Below are 18,475 nucleotides of genomic sequence, written 5' to 3' on the forward strand. Positions count from 1 at the left end.
GATCGCACTCCATGTTCGTTTTTCTCCCCATCATAATCGATTCCCCAAGCCGGGACAAATCATATAAACACATGCTTATATGTTAGTGCCATCGGAACCCGACTTTTGATTCAGCGATGAGTTTCCTTCTGCCAGCCGCTTCACCAATTGATTCAGGTCGATGCCGGTAAGAGCACCCACCGTCTCCGGCATTTTGGCGAGCAGGTCCGTCACATAACCGGTCACCTTGCCGGCGCCGCCGTTGGGGCCGGCGGATCCTCCGTCGACGATCACGATTTTCTCCGTTTTGGATAGCGGCTCCGCAATGGCTCGCGCAATATCCGGGAACTTCTGAATGATAAGTTCCACCACCGCTGCTTGCCCGTACTTCTGCAAGGCGTCGGCGATTTTGTCCTTCGCCTCGGCTTCGGCAAGACCTTTCAGCCGGATCACGTCGGCCTCCGCCGTACCTTCCGCCCGCTCCTTGTCCGCGTTGGCGTTACCCGCCAGCCGGACCGCTTCGGCTTCCGCCTTCGCCCGGGCTTCAATTTGGTAGCGCTCGGCTTCCGCCCGCTGCTCCTGCGCGAAACGTTCGGCCTCTGCCTGCTTCTTCACGGTGGCCACCAGCTCGCGCTCACGCCGCTCGATCTCTTTGGCCTCCAATTCGATCTGCTTTTCTCTTTCGATCACCTGAATTTGCATTTCCTCCGCCTTTACCGACTGCAGCGTTTTGACCTCCTGCAATTTATAAGCCTGGTCGGCCTCGGCTTTTTTCATGTCCTGTTCCTGTTTAAAAGCAGCTTTGTGCACTTCCATCGTCTTGGACGCTTCCGCGATATTCGTCTCCGCCGTATACTCGGCTTTTTTGCCTTCCTCCAGCGCTTTCGATTTGGCGATCTGCTCATCCCGGAGCGCATTCGCCTTGGCAATCTCGGCGTCGCGCTTCACCGACGCGATCTGCGGCTGCCCCAAGGCGTCCAGATAACCGTTTTTGTCGCGGACATCCCGGATCGTAAAGGAAACGATTTGCAGCCCCATTTTATTCAAATCGCTTGCGGCAACTTCTTGCACTTTGCGTGCGAACACTTCGCGGTTGCGATAAACGTCCTCCACGGTCATCGTGCCGAGAATGGCCCGCAGGTGACCTTCCATCGTCTGCGTAGCGATGCTATTAAGCTCCTGATCCGGTTTGCCAAGAAACTGCTCGGCCGCCGTCGCGATCGACTCCTGATCGCCTTTGATTTTGATCTGCGCTACGCCGTCCACCATAACCGGAACGCCGTGCATCGTATAAACTTCAGGAGTGTGGATGTCCAGCGTCTGCACCTGCAGCGTCAAGAAGGTGGCGTTCTGGACCACGGGCCAGACGAACGCGCCGCCGGCTTTCACGATTTTCATACCGTCACGGGTGAGAGCTCCGGTGACGATCATGGCCTGATCGGCCTTAACCGTGCGATAACGGGATGCAAAAACGAGAATAAGCAAAATAACGACAACTACAATGCCAACCGGAACCAACAATGTCATGTCCAAATCGGATTCTTCCTCTCTTTAGTTCAGAATGTGCGCCACCGGGGCCACAGGGACCGGCTCCACCACGAACGTGCCGGCCGTCTCCCCGACGATTCGGACGGCGGAGCCTTGCGGAATGAAGGCGCCTTCGACCGTTTTGGCAGGCGCGCTGTGGCGGGTGCCTCCCTGCAAATACACGATTTCTCCCAGTTGGGTCCCGTCAATCGAGGTTACGACTTCCGCTTCCAAACCGATCATCGCTTTCGAAGATAACGCCGCGCCTTTCTCGGCGGCATGCAGGGGAATGACCACGAGGAACATCACGACCGTTGAGACCCCAAGCCCTCCCAGCAAGGAAACGGCCGCTGCCGGCAGAGCCGGCCAATCGGTCTCGTAAAGCAGCATATAGCCGATGCCTCCGAACACCGTCAGGAAAGTTGCGATCACCGTGGGAGACAAAAACGGCAAATCCCCGGCGTGAAACTCAAAGCCGAGCCAATCCCCGACGGTCAACGAAAAAACCGCGTATCCGGCTCCGATAAAGAACAGAACGATCATCAGCGTTTCCAACGAAAGATCACCCCCTTTTGGATAGCGGCTGTGCATTTGTTCCAATTCATACGAATACGACAGTTGGAAGGTTTCTCCTTTTTTTTACGAGAAAGCTGCAAAACAGCCGATCAAAACAAAAACCCCCTTTCAGGGGCGCACTATTCCTTAAAATATTTTTTTCTGCTCCCGGTCGGCTTTGATGATTTCGACCGCTTCCCGGAATCGCATCGAATGCACGATTTCACGCTCCCGCAAAAATTTCAGGCCGTCTTGCAAGTCCACGTCGTCCGTCAGATCGATCAGCCACTGGTACGTGGCCCTCGCCTTCTCTTCCGCGGCGATATCCTCATACAAGTCGGCCAGCGGATCGCCTTTGGCCTGAATATAGGCCGCCGTCCACGGCACCCCGGATGCGTCCTTATATTGCAGCGCGCGGTCATGGGCGGCATAATGCGCGCCGAGGCCGCTCGCTTTTAACTGCTCCACATCTGCATCCTTGGTCAGCTTGAAGATCATCGTCGCGATCATTTCCAGGTGGGCGAGCTCTTCTGTGCCGATATCCGTCAGCAGGCCAATCACTTTATCCGGGATGGAATACCGCTGATTGAAATACCGCAGCGCCGCCGACAGCTCTCCGTCCGCTCCTCCGTACTGTTCCCGCAAAAATTTGGCCATCATGGGATCGCACTTGCTTACCCGAACGGGATATTGAAGTTTTTTTTCGTAGATCCACATAGACTCGCCTCCTCATACCTGCCAAGGCCAAGGCGTATCCGGCCACTGCCAGGGAAACCGGGAAAAGCTGTGTCCGAAGTGCATGAGCGGGCCGTAAGTCATCTCGAACGCATAGCACAGCTGCTGCCGCCTTTGCGCCAGCTGGTTGAATTGCCGAAGCGCCTGCAGGTCGGTCGGATGGGTATCCAGATACAGATTCAGCTCCACCAAGGCGAAATCCACCTTCTGGATTTCTTCGAGTTGCCTGCGATACGCCTCATCCCCGCCCCCCGGAGGCATTCCTTGCGGAGTCGGCCGTTCCGCGGAATCGTTAGGATCCGTCATCTCGCAACCTCCTTTTCAGGTTTTGCTGGGAACGTAAGGACTGAAGAGTCCCGGCCACAGAGTCCCGCGAAATAGCGCCTCATCGATCGAAAATTGCGGCCAATTCATCGGCTGATAAGGAATGTACTGATTGGGCGGTACGATATACCTTTTCACCAGGATCGGGGGACACGGATCCCAGCGGCCGACATAAGGTCTCCACTCCCGCACCTGTCCGTCTTGCATCATCGCCGACCTCCCTCCGGTCGTTTGCCCGGTCATGCCGGAACGACACTTCGTTTTTATCCTATGAAATCCATCTGGGCAAATAGTCCCGGGCAACAAAAAAACCGCCAGAATGGCGGTTTCTCGGACAAGATTCGATTAGTCCAGCTTGATTTTGAAATCGAGCAGCCCCGCTCTGCGCGCGGCGACGAAAACGATGATGACGATCGGACCCAGGAACACGCCGACAACGCCGACCAGCTCATACCCGACATACAGGCTGATGAGCGCGGACAACGCTCCGATGCCCACGGCGTCTCCCAATATTTTCGGCTCCACGATACGCCGGATGACGGTGATGGCGATGAAGAGAAGCAGCAGGCCGATCCCCGTGAAAACATCACCGACCACGAGCTGGTAAGCCGCCCACGGTACAAGGACGGACCCGGTTCCGAGCACCGGCAAAATGTCCACAACGACGATAAGCAAGGAAATCGCAAGCGGATAACCGGTACCGATGATCAACAAGCCGACGAAACAAACGATGTAGGTAATGACGCTGAGCAGCATTTGCGCCCTCAAAAAGCCGAACACCGACTTGCGCAGGCTGGCGAGCACCTGTTCCATTTGGAGGCGGGACTTCTCTTCGAACAGCGACAGGAACGATTGCTTCATCATAGGTAGGCTCAGGGTGAACAAGTAGACAGCCACCAAAAACACAATGAAGAAAATGAAAAAGTTCGGAATCCCGGAAGCGAAATTGAGCAAAGTGGCAGAAGCCGACCTCGACAAGCTCGCCAGCACTTCCGTTGCTTTGGACAGCCAACTCTCCAGCTGCCCGGGCTGCGGTGCCTCGCCTCCGGAAGAATAGGACTGCGCTCTTTCCAGCAGATCGGTCAAATAAGTGTTGGCATTCTTCAAATAATTCGGCACGTTCTCCATGAAAGCCGTCAATTCGGTGACGACTTTCATGCCGATCAATGCCGCCAGACCCAGCAGCAAAACGGTGAACAACGTGCTGGAAATGGTGGAGGCCGCCAGCCGGTTCATTTTTGCTTGATTGATCAACAGCAGCGTGAGGGGCTCCAAGAAGATAGCGACCACAAGCGCCAGCAAGAACGGCGCGCCGGTTGTAAACAGCAAATACAAAAAAACGAGCGAAAAAACGATTAACATAAACTGGCGAAGCGGCATGGATTCTCTCCTCTCCGGACGTGCCGGCTAAACCTTCGTTTACTCTCGCCTTTCCGGTTCGTTGGGCACTGCGGTGATGACCGCTTCCGGCTTTATCTGCTTGATGCGGTAAATGTGCACCCTCAGCACGCGAAGCCTCTCCGCCTGGGCGATCTCGAATACGAATCCGTCGTAGTTGACTTTCTGGCCTTTGGAAATGTTGCCCTCCAAATGATTGAACAGCCATCCGCCGATCGTGTCCACTTCCTCGTCTTCGATTTCGAGTCCGAACAAGTCGTTGACGTCTTCGATCAACATCCGCCCTTCGACCGAGGTGACGTCGCCTTTCACCATCACTTCAGGCAGCTCGTCGTCGAATTCGTCCTGCATTTCGCCGACCAGCTCCTCCAAAATCATTTCCGCCGTCAGCATGCCCGCCGTGCCGCCGTATTCGTCGATGACGATGGCCAGCTGCGATTTTCTGCGCTGCATCAGTTTCAGCACTTTGCTGATCTCCATCGTTTCCGGCACGCTGAGAATGGGGCGGAGGAACGTGTTCAAATCATGTTCTTCGTCCGGGTCGGCCGTCAGCAAATCCGTAATATGCACGAAGCCGATGATTTGGTCTTTGTCCTCGACAGCGACGGGAAAACGGGTATGCTTGGTCGAATAGACGTGCTTCATATTTTCTTCGAAGCTGTTGTTCGTGAACAGACAGTCCATGTCCGTTCTGGGAAGCATAACCTCGCGGGCTACCCGGTCCGCAAACTCGAACACGTTGTCGAAAAGCGTCATTTCATCCTTGTCGATAATGCCGCTTTTGGCGCTTTCGTTCATGAGGATGCGGATTTCTTCTTCCGTGTGTGCCGCTTCGTGCTCTCCCGCCGGTTGCACGCCGATCAGCTTGAGCAGCTGGTTGGCCGCCCCGTTCAGCAGCCAGATTACGGGCAAAAACAGCCGGTAAAACATGAGAAGAGGCCAGGAAAGCCACAAAGATACGCCCACCGCTTTTTGGATCGCAAGCGATTTCGGAGCAAGCTCCCCCAGTACGATATGCAGGAAAGTGATGATACTGAACGCGACAATATAGGAAATTGTATGAACCACGGTCGGATCCGTAACTCCGAACCGGTCCAGGATCGGGATCACGATTAAACCGGCAATAGCGGGTTCCCCCACCCAGCCGAGACCCAGAGAGGCCAGCGTGATTCCAAGCTGCGTCGCGGATAAGTAGACATCCAGCTTCTGGTTAACCTTCAAAGCGTAGCGCGCCAAAGTGTTGCCCTCGTTTTGCAGCTGGGTCAGCCTGGACTGACGCACGCGAACAAGCGCAAACTCCGACGCCACGAAAAACGCATTGAGAAATACGAGAAACAGGACAAGAAGCAAGTTCCAAAAAATACTTCCCCAATGAAATTCCAAAATGTATTCCGCTCCTTCATATACGCAGTTCCCTCGGTACGCCGAAGAAGCTGGCGCTTTGACCGGTCAGGGGATGGCCCGCCTCGTACGGAAGTCTACATCCCGGTAATACATATTCGACACGAGAAGATTCGGTCCACAGCACGCCGCGGATTCACAGTGGCAGCTCACTCCTTGTTGAAACGGATGTCGCTGCCACCGCTCGAAGACGTCCTCCAGCCTCTCATCCCTGACGTTGCCAAAAGCGGGAATCGCGGCAAAATCGGTTACGTACACATCTCCGCTGAACAGGTTGACATTCACGCGGTTTCGCCCGTCCGGGTCGTTCCTCACCGTGACGTTAGGCTCCGTCCGGAGCCTTCGGATCAACCGGCGTTCTTCAGGATCATCCGAGCAGGCAAAAAGCGGAAGCGTGCCGAACAACATCCAGACAGCCGGGTCTCTCTCATCCAGCAGCCGGTCGATCGCCGCGAGCATCTGCTCCCGGGTCAGCATCGGAAGATGAGAGGCGAACGAGCTCGGATACATCGGATGCACTTCATGACGCTTGCAGCCCATTTCAACGATCAGCTTGTGTATGTCGACAATTTTTTCATGCGTACGAAAATTGATCATGGATTCCGCGGACACGAACAATCCGCCTTCGGACAGCCTGCGGGCGTTATCCATCATTCGTTCATACATGCGCGCGGAAGCGTCCGGGGAAACATCCCGGCCGGTCCTGGCGAATCCGACACGATGAAAATCCGCCGCCTGCGTATAGTTAAAGGAGATGTGCATCACGTCGAGGTACGGCGCGATCTGCTCATAGCGCTCATAGTCCAGCGTGACGTTGGAATTCAATTGCGACCGGATGCCCCTTGATCGGGCGTACTTCAACACCGGTACAATGATTTCGCGTACCGTTTGTTCCCGGAACGTAGGCTCTCCTCCGGTCAAGCTGATCGTCTCCAGCGCTTCCAGCTCGTCGAGACGCCGCAAAATGGCGTTCAGCGGCAAATGCGGCGCTTCCTTCATGGTAAGGCTGTCCCCGACCGCACAATGTTCGCATCTCATGTTGCATAAATGCGTTACAGTCAGTTCGACACTCGTAAGCCGGTGACGACCATATCGCTGCAAGGAACGGATCGGATCCCAGGGATCGTAATCGGGCGACAACGGCGTCCAGCCGGCCGGAGACGCAAACCTCATTTTATCGGTCGAAAGGGGAAAAACGTTCATGCTGCTGCTCCATTCTGAGGCGGTAATTTACAGTTAATTGTACTGTTCGCAACAGTTGAAAGCAAACGAGACCCCCGGTAAAAACGGGCCGTTCATGCGCGGCGGAGCTGCGGCGCGTGAACGGCCCGATATAATAGCGTATAAATCGAATTCAGTTACGCAGGCATGGTGTTGCTTTCACGCCGCTCGAATTCGATCTCGGCGACCATCACGGACAAATGCTTCGACAAATCCATGTCGTAGGGCTCCCGAAGATCCGTGCCGTGTTCGTCGGTCAGCACGCGTACGATCGGCCTCTGGGCATAGGCGGAATTGATGTCGACCACCACCGCGCTATGACCCGTGCTGAGCCTGACCCCGACTCCGATCGGGTAAATGGCCACCTTGTCGCGGAACAACCCCAGCATTTTCGTGTCGTACAATGTGCCGCTGCCCGCGTACAAAGCTTCGACCGCCTCATGCGGCATCATGGCGTTACGGTATACACGGTGACTGGTCATCGCGTCGTAGGAATCCGCAATGGCGATCAATTTGGCATATTCGTGAATTTCGTCGCTCTTCAAGCCTCGCGGATATCCGGTGCCGTTAAGTCTCTCATGGTGCTGGAAGGCGCAGTGCGCGGCCAGCAAAGGGATGTTCGGTTCGTCTTTCAAAAGCTGGAACCCGAGTTCCGTGTGCCGTTTGATTTGCCGGAATTCTTCGTCGGAGAGCTTGCCCGGCTTAACGAGCACCTCTATCGGAATTTGCGTTTTGCCGATGTCGTGCAGCATGGCGCCAAGGCCGAGCGTCATCAATTGATCGTTTTCCAGGCCGTAGGCCATGCCCAGAATCGTGGAATAAACGCAGACGTTAAGCGAATGGGAATACAAATAATGATCCAGGGAATGCATATTCATCAGCATAATCATGCCGTCCCGGTTGCGGCTTAACTCGTCCATGATCGTGCTCATCATCTGTCGCATGCTGCGGCCGACATACGGGTAGGTGACCGAGGATCTTCGGCCGGGCTGCTCGGTGAACTCTTTAAACGCGGTGCGGATCGCGGCAATCGCTTTGCGCTGCGTTTCCTCCGTAATGAGCTCGGGAACTTCGACGCCTTCCAAACGGGGATCCTCGATGTACACGACGCCGAAGCCCAAATCGCCCAGCCGTTTGATGAAAGAAGCGCTCAGTTCTTTTCCCTGAGCCAAAAGCACCATCCCGTCGTCGGAAAAAATGGTTTTGGCCAGCTTCATTCCGGGGCGGCAGAGTGACAGCGGCAACATACGCATTTTATGATTTTCCCCCTTTTCTCAGATGGACGCCTACTAGTCCATAAGTCTCTATATAATGCTACTGTAAGAGATTTCCTTGAAAACGGCAATAGTTTTCAGAAAACTATATGACATTATTCGCCATACAAGCAAAAAACCCTCCTGATGAGGAGGGTCTTTGTTATCATTTTTGGCTTATCTCATCACCAGCAAATAAAACAAGGCCGCGAGCGCGAAACGATACCAGGCAAAATATTTCAGCTTGATTTTTTGCAGTACCTTCAGGAATGCCACGACCACAACCCATGCCACAACGAACGAAACGATGAAACCGGTCAGCAAAAATCCGACGTCCAACGTACCCGCACGAAGCTGATCCAGATTGCTCACCAGTTCATAGCCCGTGGCGGCCGTCATGATCGGAATGGCGATGAAGAACGAGAAATCTGCAGCAGCCCGATAGCTCAGTCCGGTGAGCATGCCGCCCGCGATCGTCGAACCCGAACGGGAAAATCCCGGCCACACCGCCGAGACGATTTGGATCAGTCCGATGATAAAGGCTTGCTTATAGGAGATCTCATCCATCGTTTCCGCCGTGCGTTTGACTTTGCCCGATTCGTAGAGCGCCTCAGTCACCCACATGTAAATGCCGCCGGCGACAAGCGCCCACAGCACCGGAGCGGTGTGAAAGCCGAGCTCCTTGATCTGGTGCCGAAACAGAAAAGCCGCGGCCAACGCGGGGAAAATCCCGAGAATGACGTGAATCATATTGAATCCGCGCTTCGGGAGCGAGTCGACGGACAGGCCCTTGACGGAAGCCTTGCGACCCAGTCCGAAAACTTGCAGAATGCGATGACGATACACGATGGCGATTGCCAAAATGGCCGCAAACTGGATAACGATTTCAAACGTTTTCAGCTCTTCCGGGGTGTCGTTCCCATAGCCGAGCAGCTGGTTCGTCAAAATCATGTGGCCCGTCGAAGAGACGGGGAGAAATTCGGTCAAGCCCTCGACAATGCCGAGAATGATGGAATCAAACCAATGCAGCATAGAAATCTTTCACTCCTGATTCGATAATGGTCATGACGGTTGTCCTTTGAAAAGAATTCGCGGATATGCGGTTTGTTCGATCATCGCCGGGTCGTTTAACGCTTCGGCGAGCAGATCGCGGATAAATTCCGGCAAATAATAACGGACGTTCCGGCCTTCCTTGAGGCCGACATGACCGACGCCGAAGGTGAACATGTCGAGCGTGCCGACTCTATATTCTCGGTCCGGGTCTAGAGGTTCTCCGTTGATGCGGACGCTTGTGATGCGTCTGCCGGCGGGCTGCGATAAATCGGCCTCTGCCTGCAAGCCATCATAGCACAAAACGCCGAGCGTGTGACCTCTGAAACCGAAACCGCGGATTTCAAGCCGATAATATTCCGGCTGCAAGCTTTCCTCCATCGTACGGAGCAGTTCCCGCCCCGTTACGCGCATGGTGCAAGGATTAATCGGCGAAGGACACAAGGCGTGAACCGTTTGTTCGGTCACTTCTCCGGCCGGCAAGCCGCTGAGAAGCTGTCCGGCGTTCACGACTCCGATTTCCGCACCGGTGTGCTTCCTAACGGCGGCCGCGAGCAGAACGGCAAGAGGAGATTCGCGTTCCAGCTCGCAGGCAAGCGGGGCGTCAAGGACGGCCACTACGCGGCTCATGCGCCGTTCCGCGGCTTCCCGGCCCGCGGCGATGATTCGGGCCGCTTCGGCGTCCTCGCTCCGGTCTTCCAGCAGCACGCAGCCCCCGTCGACTTCGATTTGGCCGGACACCGGATGATACGTGATCTCCAAGTGTCCGATGTGCCGGCCGAACTTTCCGGCGGCGCATATCGCCGTGCGGCCTACGTATAACGGCTTCTCCAGCAAATGATGCGTATGCGCCCCCAGGATAAGGTCGATTCCGTCCACAGAAGAGGCCAGCCTCTCGTCGCTGCGAATCCCCAAATGGGACAGTACGATGACGACGTCCGAAGTGCGTCGTAACTTGGCCACTTGTTCCGCCGCGGCCTCGAAAGGGTCGGATGCGTTCCAGCCTAACAGCTTGTAGTAATCGTTAAAAGCGGCCGTCAACCCGGTGACGCCGATGGTCACACCGGCTTTACGGACCGTAAGGGAAGGAACGAGCCACGGAACCGCGCGTTCGGGGTTCAGCGGCCGAAAATTGGCGCAGACGACGGGAGACGGCAAGCCGGCATACAGTTCGTCCAACTGTTCCGCCGTGTAAGTCAGTCCCTCGTTGTTTCCCGGCACCAGCACATCGTACCCGATCGACAGCAGGAGATTGCGGTTCACGCCGCCGTCCGTCCCCTCCGTTTCGGGCCGGGCCCGATCCAGGAAGTCTCCGCAGTCCACGACCAGCAGAGAGCCCGCCGGTACGTTCCGGCGGACTTCCTTCACGTACCCCGCGATTTGCGCGGCCGGTTCCAAATGGCTGTGCAGGTCGTTCGTATGCAGCAAGGTGAAGCTTCTTTTCGCATTCGGTCCGGTCATGCGTTCCTCCATCAGCCTCCGATCTGCGACATGCGCCGTTCGGTCGGGACATGCGACTGCGCTTCGCCCGCGAGCAGGGCGGCCATCTCATGATTTTCCGGCTTGATGTCCATCGCGCGCCGGAACAACGCTTCCAGCGCCTCTTGCGAGCCGAGAGCCGGCCGGACATTGAGCTCGTCGACCCAATATAGACACGGCTTGATGTTCCCGTCGGCGGTCAGCCGAAGCCGGTTGCAGTTCTGGCAAAAATGGTTGCTGACCGGATGAATCAAGCCGAACGTTCCGGCCGCTCCCGCGATTTTGTAGTCCTCGGACGGGCCACTCCCTGTAGGGGCTTGCGCCTGTTCGACCGCGTAACCGAGCTTCTCCGCTTCTTCCAGTACCCGGCTGAGCGGCAAGTAATGGCTGCGCCAGTTCTCATCGTCATGTCCGATCGGCATATATTCGATGAATCGGATATGAAGCGGCTGATCCACGGACAGCTTCAAAAAACGGCCGATTTCGTCTTCGTTCACGCCCTTGAGCAATACGCAGTTCAGCTTGATCGGCTGAAGACCCGCCTCGGCTGCGGCTTCCACGCCCTCCAGCACCCTTGTCAAATCGCCCCTGCGGGCGATGAAACGAAACCGGGCGGCATCGAGCGTGTCCAGACTGATATTGACTCTGTGAAGTCCCGTGTCCTTCAGTTTGCGGGCTTGCGGCGCAAGAAGAAGGCCGTTGGTCGTCAGTGAAATATCCTTTACGCCGGGAAGTTCGGCCAGTCCGGCGATCAGCTGTTCCAGGCCCGGACGAACAAGCGGTTCGCCTCCGGTAATGCGGAATTTGCGGATTCCGAGCCGCGCCGCGGCCCCGGCAACCTCCAATATTTGCGGATAGGTCAGCAGCTTCTCTTGATCCATGAATTGCATACCTTCTTCCGGCATGCAGTACAAGCAGCGGAAGTTGCACCGGTCCGTTACGGAAATCCGCAAATAGGTGTGGGTTCTTCCAAAGCGGTCAACGAGTGCCGGCATCGCACCAAACCTCCCTCGCTGCAGTATTGATCGTCGTTTCTAGCATAACATTTTCAGAACCGGTATGGTATGCTTGCTAAAGTGTGGGTAATGTTTCCGGAAAGGGAGTTGACGTATTCAATGGCAGCCGTGTGGAGGATATCTCTTTTTGCCGGGCTTGCGGAGCGGTTCGGTTCGCGCTCCGTCACAGCGGAATGGCCGGAAGCCCGGCTGACGGCCGGTCAGATCAAAGACCGCTTGATGGAGCTTTACCCCAAACACGCCGATATCATTTCAATCGCATTTTTGGCGCAAAATCAATCGTATGCGCATGATGACGCCGAAGTCGGCCGCGAAGACGAATTGGCGCTCCTGCCCCCCGTCTCGGGAGGCAGCGGCGAACAAGCCGGCACCGGGACGGCGATTGGACCGGAGCTGTTCACTGTGGTTGAGCATCCGATTGATGTAAACGGGATATTGGATAAGGTATACCATCCTGATCACGGCGCGGCCATCGCCTTCGTCGGCGCGACGCGGGAATGGACTGCGGGCAAACGCACCGTGACGCTTGAGTATGAGGCGTATGTGCCGATGGCGGTGTCCTCCATGAAGCAGATCGGAGACGAAATCTCGGCCAAATGGCCGGGCACGCTGACCGCGATAGAGCATCGCATCGGCACAGTGGGCATTGGGGAAATCAGCGTCGTGATCGCCGTCTCTTCCGCGCACAGGGCGGAAGCCTATGAAGCGAGCCGATACGCGATCGAGCGCCTCAAGCAGACCGTGCCGATTTGGAAAAAGGAAGTGTACGAGGACGGCACCGAGTGGAAAGGACATCAGCTCGGGCCTTGGAATCCGCTGCAAGAAACTCCGTAATGAATATGCATCTTCGGTGCGTCACCTGCTCTCGGGCAGGTGATTTTGTTTGCTCACATCGCGAAATTCGCCAGACACCGGCTTCTGTAAGTCAGTGAGACTGACTTAACTTTGCTCAATCCCAAGACTCCCGCTTCTGTAAGTCAGTGAGACTGACTTAACTTCGCGCAATCCCGAGACACCGGCGTCTGTAAGTCAGTGAGACTGACTTAGCTTCGCGCAATCCCGAGGCACCGGCTTCTGTAAGTCAGTGAGACTGACTTAACTTTGCGCAATCCCGAGGCACCGGCGTCTGTAAGTCAGTGAGACTGACTTAACTTCGCGCAATCCCGAGGCACCAGCACACCCATGCTGTAAGAACGCCTCATAACCTTATTCGCAACACCTATTCCGCCACGACGAGTTCGGCGATCTTGCGGTTGACCCTTTCGCGGAAGTCCAGCAGCCAAGCGGTGTCGCGGGGATAGTCGCGGAAGGTGAGCGGTCGGTCCAGCCCTTCTTCCAGCAAAGCAAGTACGGCCTCACGGCCGGCCAGACTCTCGAGCAGCTGCATCGCTCTCAAGTCCTGAAGCGCCTCGCAGAAAACCTCAAGCCGGATCGATTCGACCGGTTCACTCTCGCCCGGGTACACAACAAACGCGTCACCCGAAGGGAAGGCGGCTCCTGCGTCGGTCTCCCGGAATGGATCCACTTTTCTTCTAGAGTACTGCGTGTACCAGAAGTTATAGCCCCAATGCAGGAATCCGGAAATTTGAAATTTGTAAAGCTGTGTCCCGATCACCCGGTTCCTCCGTGACGGGAAGGCGAAGAATCGGTTGGATACGTCCCGGTCCTGCCCGCAGCAATAATACGTCCATAAATCCGGCACCCGATGTTCGATGAAGCTCTCGATGTGATCGTTGGCCGCGACCGGCCGGGGTACGAGTCCCGTTTCGTAAAAGGAGTATTCGGACAAAGCATCGAAAAACGGAAGCCCCGGCAAATTGGCACGAAGAAATTCGCTCGCTTCCCGATAAGAGTCGAAGTGGCTCATGGACGGCTCGTCCGAGACGTGGAACCAGCTTCTATCTTGCAGGCCATGGGCCTCTATGTATTCACGAAGCTGCTTCAAAAATTGCGTTAAAAATTCCCGATAAGCCGGGTCCGCCGCGTCGGTCTCCCATCCGAAAATCCGTTTCCGCTCACCGTCAACGCGGGCGACCACTTTAGGCGCGTGCTTCGCGCCCCATTGGGTGAACAGATGGGAAAATTCGAAATAACGGATACCATGTCGGCTTGCGATTTCTACCCAGCGGGTCAACTTGTCGAAACCGAATTGATATTCGTCTCCCCGTTTCTCGACATCGATCAGCTGTACGGTGGGGCGTTCTCCCCCGACAGCCGTATCCAAAGGAGGCGTGAACAAAGGCGTCAAGAGCATATTCATGCCGTGTTTTGCCGCGGTTTTTATGTAACGGTCAATGTAGCCCCAATGAGCCTCGCTCCAAATTTCAACGCCGTAATGGGAGGCGAGACAGTCGGTGTGGAACCAGTTCGTGTAGATCAACTGTTGTGCCGGCATTTCCGCCGCAACGACGGTCAAGACGAATGTTTCCGACCCAAGCCGCTCGCCATCCCCGGACTCAAAAACAACTTCAATCAGGTGATCGCCGGCCGGCACGGATCGCTTCACTTCCACGCAAACCCACACAGAACGCCATTGGTCCGGCAATACCGGGATTCCTTCCTCTCCTGCCGGGAACAACGGATCCGGATACAAACCTGGCGTTCGGCGCAGCACGTCATCGTCCGTCTGAGCATAAATAGGGAGCTCAGAAGGAACGAGGCCAACTGTTCGGAGCGTAACCGTATCCGCAAGCGGTCCGACCGCAAATGCCTTCACGCCCTTCCTCAGTCGCGTTGACCGATAGGCCACTTGAAAGGAGAAGGTTTCATTCCATAAAGCCGATGCTAAATGAACCTCCGGTTCGTTCAGAGGCTCATCCGCAAACACTTTGGACAAAGAACTCAGGCATCGGGTTTCGAATTCCGCTCGATCAGCACTCATCCCGGTATCCCCTTCCCCTTTTCGCGAGATTCACAGCCAAGTTTCCACAGAAACTTCCTGAAGCAGGTTCTCGTAATTGCCGACGTCCACATCGCCGGCGATCGGAGACAGCGCGTTAGCGCATCCGGCCGCCGCGGCATGCCGCAAACAGTTCTCGGAACTCCATCCGCGGACATAACCATAGGCGAATCCGGCCAAGAAAGCATCTCCGCTTCCCACCGTATTTACGGCCGCAATTCGGGGTATGTGAATGCGATAAATCCGTCCCTTGATACCAGCCAAAGCACCTTCCTCCCCTAGCGTCACCACGACGTTGGGGATGCCTTTATCCATCAGCTTGGTCACCGCGGCTGCGACGGCACGTTCGCCCGATCCGGTCAGCCATGGCCGGATTTCGTCTGCGTTGGGCTTAATGAGTTGCGGCACAGCCGCAAGCCCATGAGCAAGCGGCTCCCCGCTCGCATCCAAAAAAACCTCGGCGCCGCAAGACGAGGCAATGCGGATCAAATCCGCATAAAAATCGGCGGGCAGGCCGCGAGGGATGCTGCCAGAGAAAATAATGAGCCGCGATTGGGAGGCCAGTGCCCCTATTTTCGCTTTCATCTCCTCAGCCTGTTCCCGCCCCAATTCCGGCCCCGGTTCCAACACTTCCGTCGAGGATCCGTCCCGGCTGTCCATGAAGTTCAGACAAAGCCTGGACTCCCCCCGCACTTTAACGAATTCTTCGATGATGCCGTACTCTCTCACCTGATCCGCGATGAACCGTCCGTTGTACCCGCCGGCAAAACCGGTGACCGCAACATCTTCGTGCCCCAGCTGCCGCAGCACCCTCGCGACGTTGACACCCTTGCCGCCGGCAACGGCCAATACCTTTTCAGCTCTTAACACTCTTCCTTTCATGACTTCCGCCAAATAATAAGTTTTATCGATGGCCGCATTCAGCGTAACCGTGATGATTCTCGTCTTCATGGCCGAAAGTCCTTCGCTTTGCCTACCGAGCCGCACAGGCGCATTTTTTCAATCGCGGCTGCCTTCAACGCTTGTTTGGCGGGGATCATATACTTTCGCGGATCGTTCTCATCGGGGTTGGCGGCAAATACGGCTTTGATCGCGTCGGAAAAAACAATGCGAAGCTCGGTAGCCACGTTCATTTTGGACATGCCCAATTCCACACACCGCCGAACCTGAGCGTCGGGGATACCGGAACCGCCGTGCAGCACAAGCGGCACGGACACTTTGGAAGCGATCCGCGCGATCCGTTCGAAATCGATGTCAGGGTCTCCTTTGTAAATCCCATGCGCGGTCCCGATGGCAGGCGCGAGCGTATGGACTCCCGTATCCGCAACGAAACGCGCGCACTCGTCCGGATCGGCGAGCAGCGCGTCCCGGTCGTCCACGACGAGATCATCCTCCACACCGCCGACTCTGCCCAGTTCGGCCTCCACATTGATGCCGACCGCGTTCGCCGCTTCCACCACCTTGCGGGTAGCCGCAACGTTATGGTCGTACGGTTCATGCGACGCATCGATCATGACGGAAGTATAGCCGGCCCGGATACACTGCATAATGACCTGAAAATCTGAGCAATGGTCCAAGTGCAGCGCGATCGGTACGCCCGATCGGTTCGAAGCGACAGTCGCGGCCGCCGCAATATAGTCCGGGCCCAAATGCTTCACGGTCCCCACCGTGGACTGGAGAATGAGCGGGGATTGCACTTCTTCCGCCGCCTCCACGACCGCTTGAAGCATCTCGAGCGTATGTACGTTGAAAGCTCCGATGCAATAACCTCCGGCTCTCGCCGCTTGAAGAAGAGAAGTTGACGATACCAGTGCCATGCTGATTCCTCCCTAGTGAGCCTGTACCTTAACGAGCCCGTGCCATGGCCGACATGGCACTCCCGATGATCCCCGCATCATCGTGCAATTCCGCTGTGCGAATTTGTAATTCGCTCCTGAAATCCGGCAGAAGGCGCGGAAACAACGCTTCCCGCATCGGCCCGAGCAGCCTTTCCCCCGCCATTGCGGCCCCGCCGCCCACGATGATCACATCCGGGCTGATCAAATGTACAGCGGGTTCCAGCGCCCGGCCGATCAGCGTGCCGGCTCTCGTCACAACCTCCGTTGCCAACGGGTCGCCGGTGTCCATGGCCCTCGACAAATCCGCTGCCGCCAAGTCGGCGAGCCGCTCGCCGGGATACCATTCGGTGAGCACCGTATCCCGGCCTTGCGAGATGAGCCGCTTCGCCTCCCTTACCATCCCGGAAGCCGATGCGACGGCCTCCAGACAACCGGTCAACCCGCATGAGCACGGAACGTCTATCCCTTCGCGCGGCCCATGCCCGATTTCTCCCGCCATCGCCTTATGTCCGTAAAAAAGCTCTCCCCGCCGTACGATCGCAGCCGCGATGCCGGTTCCGACGGTCAGCCCGAGCACCGTATCGAAGCTCCGGCCGGCTCCGTACCGGGCTTCTCCGAAAACATAATTCCGGACGTCGTTGTCGATCCATACCGGTACGCCAAGCCTTGCGGATATTTCCGCCGCGACCGGCACGTTCCGCCAATTCAGATTGGTCGAGTAGATGGAAATGCCGGCACGCGGATCCACCAAACCCGGCGTTCCGATACCGACAGCGGCGAGCTCATCCGTGCTTCCCAACTCTGCCGCCACTTGACGACACATATCGGAGATTTTGTCCAGCACCGCCGCGGATCCCGCAGCCGCATCGGTTGGTGCCTTTATCGTGTGCAGTACCCGCCCGTCGCGGTCGACCGCTCCGCAGACGATGTTCGTGCCGCCTACATCGACACCTATCCAGAATTTCACGGGCGCGTCCCCCCGTTTGTTATGAGAGCGGCATCCGCCACATGCAAGTTCACGCCTTGCATTTCCATCGCTTGCCGGATATCGTCGGGAATCGGGGCGTTGCTGATGCAGGCATGCAGCTCGGCTAGCGCCGCGACACGGAACAACGAGGAACGACCGGCTTTCGTATGGTCGAATACCGCGATGGTCCGGTCGGATCGCTTCATCAAGAGCTTCGCGATATTCGCTTCCAGCTCGGAGTACGTGCTTGCGCCCTGATCCGCCGTCAAACCGTCAATTCCCATGAACATCGTGTGAATGTTCAAAGCTTCGACGGTCTGCTCTGCTAATGGGCCGCAGAGTTCATAGCTTTTGTTCCGCAGCACACCGCCGGTCAGCACGACCTGGATGTCCTCGTGGTCAGCCAGCTCCATGGCAATGTTGACCGCATTGGTGACCACCGTGATCCGCCGTTTGCGCTTGAGGGCGCGTGCGATGAGAAATGTCGTCGTCCCTCCGGTCAAACCGACGACGTCGCCTTCCTGCACCAGTTCGGCCGCTGCCGACGCGATCGCTTGCTTCTCGGCATACCGCGTGTTTTGCTTTTCCAAAAAAGGAATTTCCCTGCTCAGTCCCGGTTCCGCGTATTTGGCTCCGCCGCCCATCGTGCGAATGATGCGCCCGTTCTGCTCGAGCTCCTCCAAATCCCGCCTTGCGGTCGCTTCCGAGCAATGAAACAAACCGGTTAATTCTGAAACCGTGATGCTGCCATGCTGCTGCAAATAACGGAGCAGCCGCTCCTGGCGTTCCGTCTTCAAGCCGATACGCGCCATTGTTGCACCTACTATCGAAAA

Annotated in this window: 18 protein-coding genes; 1 reads left to right on the forward strand and 17 read right to left on the reverse strand. The window is 56.5% G+C overall.

Annotation, left to right across the window (positions count from 1 at the left end; translation table 11 throughout):
• Positions 1–75 precede the first annotated feature (75 nt).
• From E5161_RS13895 to moaA, 12 genes are all read right to left on the reverse strand, one after another.
• Entirely contained in the window at positions 76–1,506 is a 1,431-nt protein-coding gene (locus tag E5161_RS13895) for a flotillin family protein (RefSeq protein WP_136778525.1), read from the reverse strand.
• 24 nt (positions 1,507–1,530) lie between these two features.
• Positions 1,531–2,061 (reverse strand): NfeD family membrane protein, encoded by a 531-nt coding sequence (locus E5161_RS13900; RefSeq protein ID WP_136778411.1) that lies wholly within the window; start codon positions 2,059–2,061, stop codon positions 1,531–1,533.
• Positions 2,062–2,208: 147 nt separating this feature from the next.
• Positions 2,209–2,778, reverse strand: a complete 570-nt coding sequence (locus E5161_RS13905; protein WP_136778412.1) for a manganese catalase family protein — start codon at positions 2,776–2,778, stop codon at positions 2,209–2,211.
• Between the two features lie 12 nt (positions 2,779–2,790).
• The gene (locus E5161_RS13910) at positions 2,791–3,057 is read right to left on the reverse strand and encodes a spore coat protein CotJB (protein ID WP_246042258.1); all 267 of its coding nucleotides are present in this window, start codon (positions 3,055–3,057) and stop codon (positions 2,791–2,793) included.
• A gap of 60 nt (positions 3,058–3,117) precedes the next feature.
• Positions 3,118–3,327, reverse strand: coding sequence for a spore coat associated protein CotJA (locus E5161_RS13915; RefSeq protein ID WP_136778526.1), 210 nt, complete (start codon positions 3,325–3,327; stop codon positions 3,118–3,120).
• Between the two features lie 138 nt (positions 3,328–3,465).
• Complete coding sequence (gene ytvI / locus E5161_RS13920; RefSeq protein ID WP_136778414.1) at positions 3,466–4,500, reverse strand: sporulation integral membrane protein YtvI; 1,035 nt, start codon at positions 4,498–4,500, stop codon at positions 3,466–3,468.
• Between the two features lie 39 nt (positions 4,501–4,539).
• Entirely contained in the window at positions 4,540–5,901 is a 1,362-nt protein-coding gene (locus E5161_RS13925) for a hemolysin family protein (protein ID WP_246042239.1), read from the reverse strand.
• Positions 5,902–5,967: 66 nt separating this feature from the next.
• Complete coding sequence (yfkAB, locus tag E5161_RS13930; protein WP_136778527.1) at positions 5,968–7,092, reverse strand: radical SAM/CxCxxxxC motif protein YfkAB; 1,125 nt, start codon at positions 7,090–7,092, stop codon at positions 5,968–5,970.
• A gap of 185 nt (positions 7,093–7,277) precedes the next feature.
• Complete coding sequence (locus E5161_RS13935) at positions 7,278–8,393, reverse strand: HD-GYP domain-containing protein (RefSeq protein ID WP_136778416.1); 1,116 nt, start codon at positions 8,391–8,393, stop codon at positions 7,278–7,280.
• Positions 8,394–8,570: 177 nt separating this feature from the next.
• Positions 8,571–9,425: an undecaprenyl-diphosphate phosphatase gene (locus tag E5161_RS13940; protein WP_136778417.1), complete on the reverse strand. Its 855-nt coding sequence runs from the start codon at positions 9,423–9,425 to the stop codon at positions 8,571–8,573.
• A 30-nt stretch (positions 9,426–9,455) separates the two neighbouring features.
• Complete coding sequence (locus tag E5161_RS13945) at positions 9,456–10,904, reverse strand: bifunctional metallophosphatase/5'-nucleotidase (protein ID WP_246042241.1); 1,449 nt, start codon at positions 10,902–10,904, stop codon at positions 9,456–9,458.
• A gap of 11 nt (positions 10,905–10,915) precedes the next feature.
• The gene (moaA, locus tag E5161_RS13950; protein WP_136778418.1) at positions 10,916–11,917 is read right to left on the reverse strand and encodes a GTP 3',8-cyclase MoaA; all 1,002 of its coding nucleotides are present in this window, start codon (positions 11,915–11,917) and stop codon (positions 10,916–10,918) included.
• Positions 11,918–12,037: 120 nt separating this feature from the next.
• Between moaA and E5161_RS13955 the strand changes: the two genes are divergently transcribed.
• On the forward strand, positions 12,038–12,772 hold the full coding sequence (locus E5161_RS13955) for a molybdenum cofactor biosynthesis protein (protein ID WP_136778419.1): 735 nt from the start codon (positions 12,038–12,040) through the stop codon (positions 12,770–12,772).
• A 385-nt stretch (positions 12,773–13,157) separates the two neighbouring features.
• Here the strand turns inward: E5161_RS13955 and E5161_RS13960 are convergent, their stop codons facing one another.
• Genes E5161_RS13960 through E5161_RS13980 form a run of 5 tightly spaced genes read right to left on the reverse strand, consistent with a single transcriptional unit; the run spans position 13,158 to position 18,454 of the window.
• On the reverse strand, positions 13,158–14,819 hold the full coding sequence (locus E5161_RS13960; protein ID WP_136778420.1) for a DUF4091 domain-containing protein: 1,662 nt from the start codon (positions 14,817–14,819) through the stop codon (positions 13,158–13,160).
• A 30-nt stretch (positions 14,820–14,849) separates the two neighbouring features.
• Positions 14,850–15,788, reverse strand: a complete 939-nt coding sequence (locus tag E5161_RS13965) for a 1-phosphofructokinase family hexose kinase (RefSeq protein WP_136778421.1) — start codon at positions 15,786–15,788, stop codon at positions 14,850–14,852.
• The gene (locus tag E5161_RS13970) at positions 15,785–16,654 is read right to left on the reverse strand and encodes a class II fructose-bisphosphate aldolase (protein WP_136778422.1); all 870 of its coding nucleotides are present in this window, start codon (positions 16,652–16,654) and stop codon (positions 15,785–15,787) included. Before E5161_RS13970 ends, E5161_RS13965 begins: the two co-directional genes overlap by 4 nt.
• 28 nt (positions 16,655–16,682) lie before the next feature.
• A complete protein-coding gene (locus tag E5161_RS13975; protein WP_136778423.1) occupies positions 16,683–17,642 on the reverse strand; it encodes an ROK family protein in 960 nt (319 codons plus the stop codon).
• Positions 17,639–18,454, reverse strand: a complete 816-nt coding sequence (locus E5161_RS13980) for a DeoR/GlpR family DNA-binding transcription regulator (RefSeq protein WP_136778424.1) — start codon at positions 18,452–18,454, stop codon at positions 17,639–17,641. The genes E5161_RS13975 and E5161_RS13980 overlap by 4 nt, the downstream gene beginning before the upstream one ends.
• Positions 18,455–18,475 lie beyond the last annotated feature (21 nt).

The organism is Cohnella pontilimi (genome assembly GCF_005049045.1).
GTDB lineage: Bacteria > Bacillota > Bacilli > Paenibacillales > Paenibacillaceae > Cohnella > Cohnella pontilimi.

What these genes read in the sequence shown, in the direction of transcription:
- E5161_RS13895 (WP_136778525.1), bottom strand. Translation starts at nt 1,506, where the DNA reads ATGACATTGTTGGTTCCGGTTGGCATTGTAGTTGTCGTTATTTTGCTT.
- E5161_RS13905 (WP_136778412.1), bottom strand. Translation starts at nt 2,778, where the DNA reads ATGTGGATCTACGAAAAAAAACTTCAATATCCCGTTCGGGTAAGCAAG.
- E5161_RS13910 (WP_246042258.1), bottom strand. Translation starts at nt 3,057, where the DNA reads ATGCCTCCGGGGGGCGGGGATGAGGCGTATCGCAGGCAACTCGAAGAA.
- E5161_RS13915 (WP_136778526.1), bottom strand. Translation starts at nt 3,327, where the DNA reads ATGCAAGACGGACAGGTGCGGGAGTGGAGACCTTATGTCGGCCGCTGG.
- ytvI (WP_136778414.1), bottom strand. Translation starts at nt 4,500, where the DNA reads ATGCCGCTTCGCCAGTTTATGTTAATCGTTTTTTCGCTCGTTTTTTTG.
- yfkAB (WP_136778527.1), bottom strand. Translation starts at nt 7,092, where the DNA reads ATGAGGTTTGCGTCTCCGGCCGGCTGGACGCCGTTGTCGCCCGATTAC.
- E5161_RS13935 (WP_136778416.1), bottom strand. Translation starts at nt 8,393, where the DNA reads ATGCGTATGTTGCCGCTGTCACTCTGCCGCCCCGGAATGAAGCTGGCC.
- E5161_RS13940 (WP_136778417.1), bottom strand. Translation starts at nt 9,425, where the DNA reads ATGCTGCATTGGTTTGATTCCATCATTCTCGGCATTGTCGAGGGCTTG.
- E5161_RS13945 (WP_246042241.1), bottom strand. Translation starts at nt 10,904, where the DNA reads ATGACCGGACCGAATGCGAAAAGAAGCTTCACCTTGCTGCATACGAAC.
- moaA (WP_136778418.1), bottom strand. Translation starts at nt 11,917, where the DNA reads ATGCCGGCACTCGTTGACCGCTTTGGAAGAACCCACACCTATTTGCGG.
- E5161_RS13955 (WP_136778419.1), top strand. Translation starts at nt 12,038, where the DNA reads ATGGCAGCCGTGTGGAGGATATCTCTTTTTGCCGGGCTTGCGGAGCGG.
- E5161_RS13960 (WP_136778420.1), bottom strand. Translation starts at nt 14,819, where the DNA reads ATGAGTGCTGATCGAGCGGAATTCGAAACCCGATGCCTGAGTTCTTTG.
- E5161_RS13965 (WP_136778421.1), bottom strand. Translation starts at nt 15,788, where the DNA reads ATGAAGACGAGAATCATCACGGTTACGCTGAATGCGGCCATCGATAAA.
- E5161_RS13970 (WP_136778422.1), bottom strand. Translation starts at nt 16,654, where the DNA reads ATGGCACTGGTATCGTCAACTTCTCTTCTTCAAGCGGCGAGAGCCGGA.
- E5161_RS13980 (WP_136778424.1), bottom strand. Translation starts at nt 18,454, where the DNA reads ATGGCGCGTATCGGCTTGAAGACGGAACGCCAGGAGCGGCTGCTCCGT.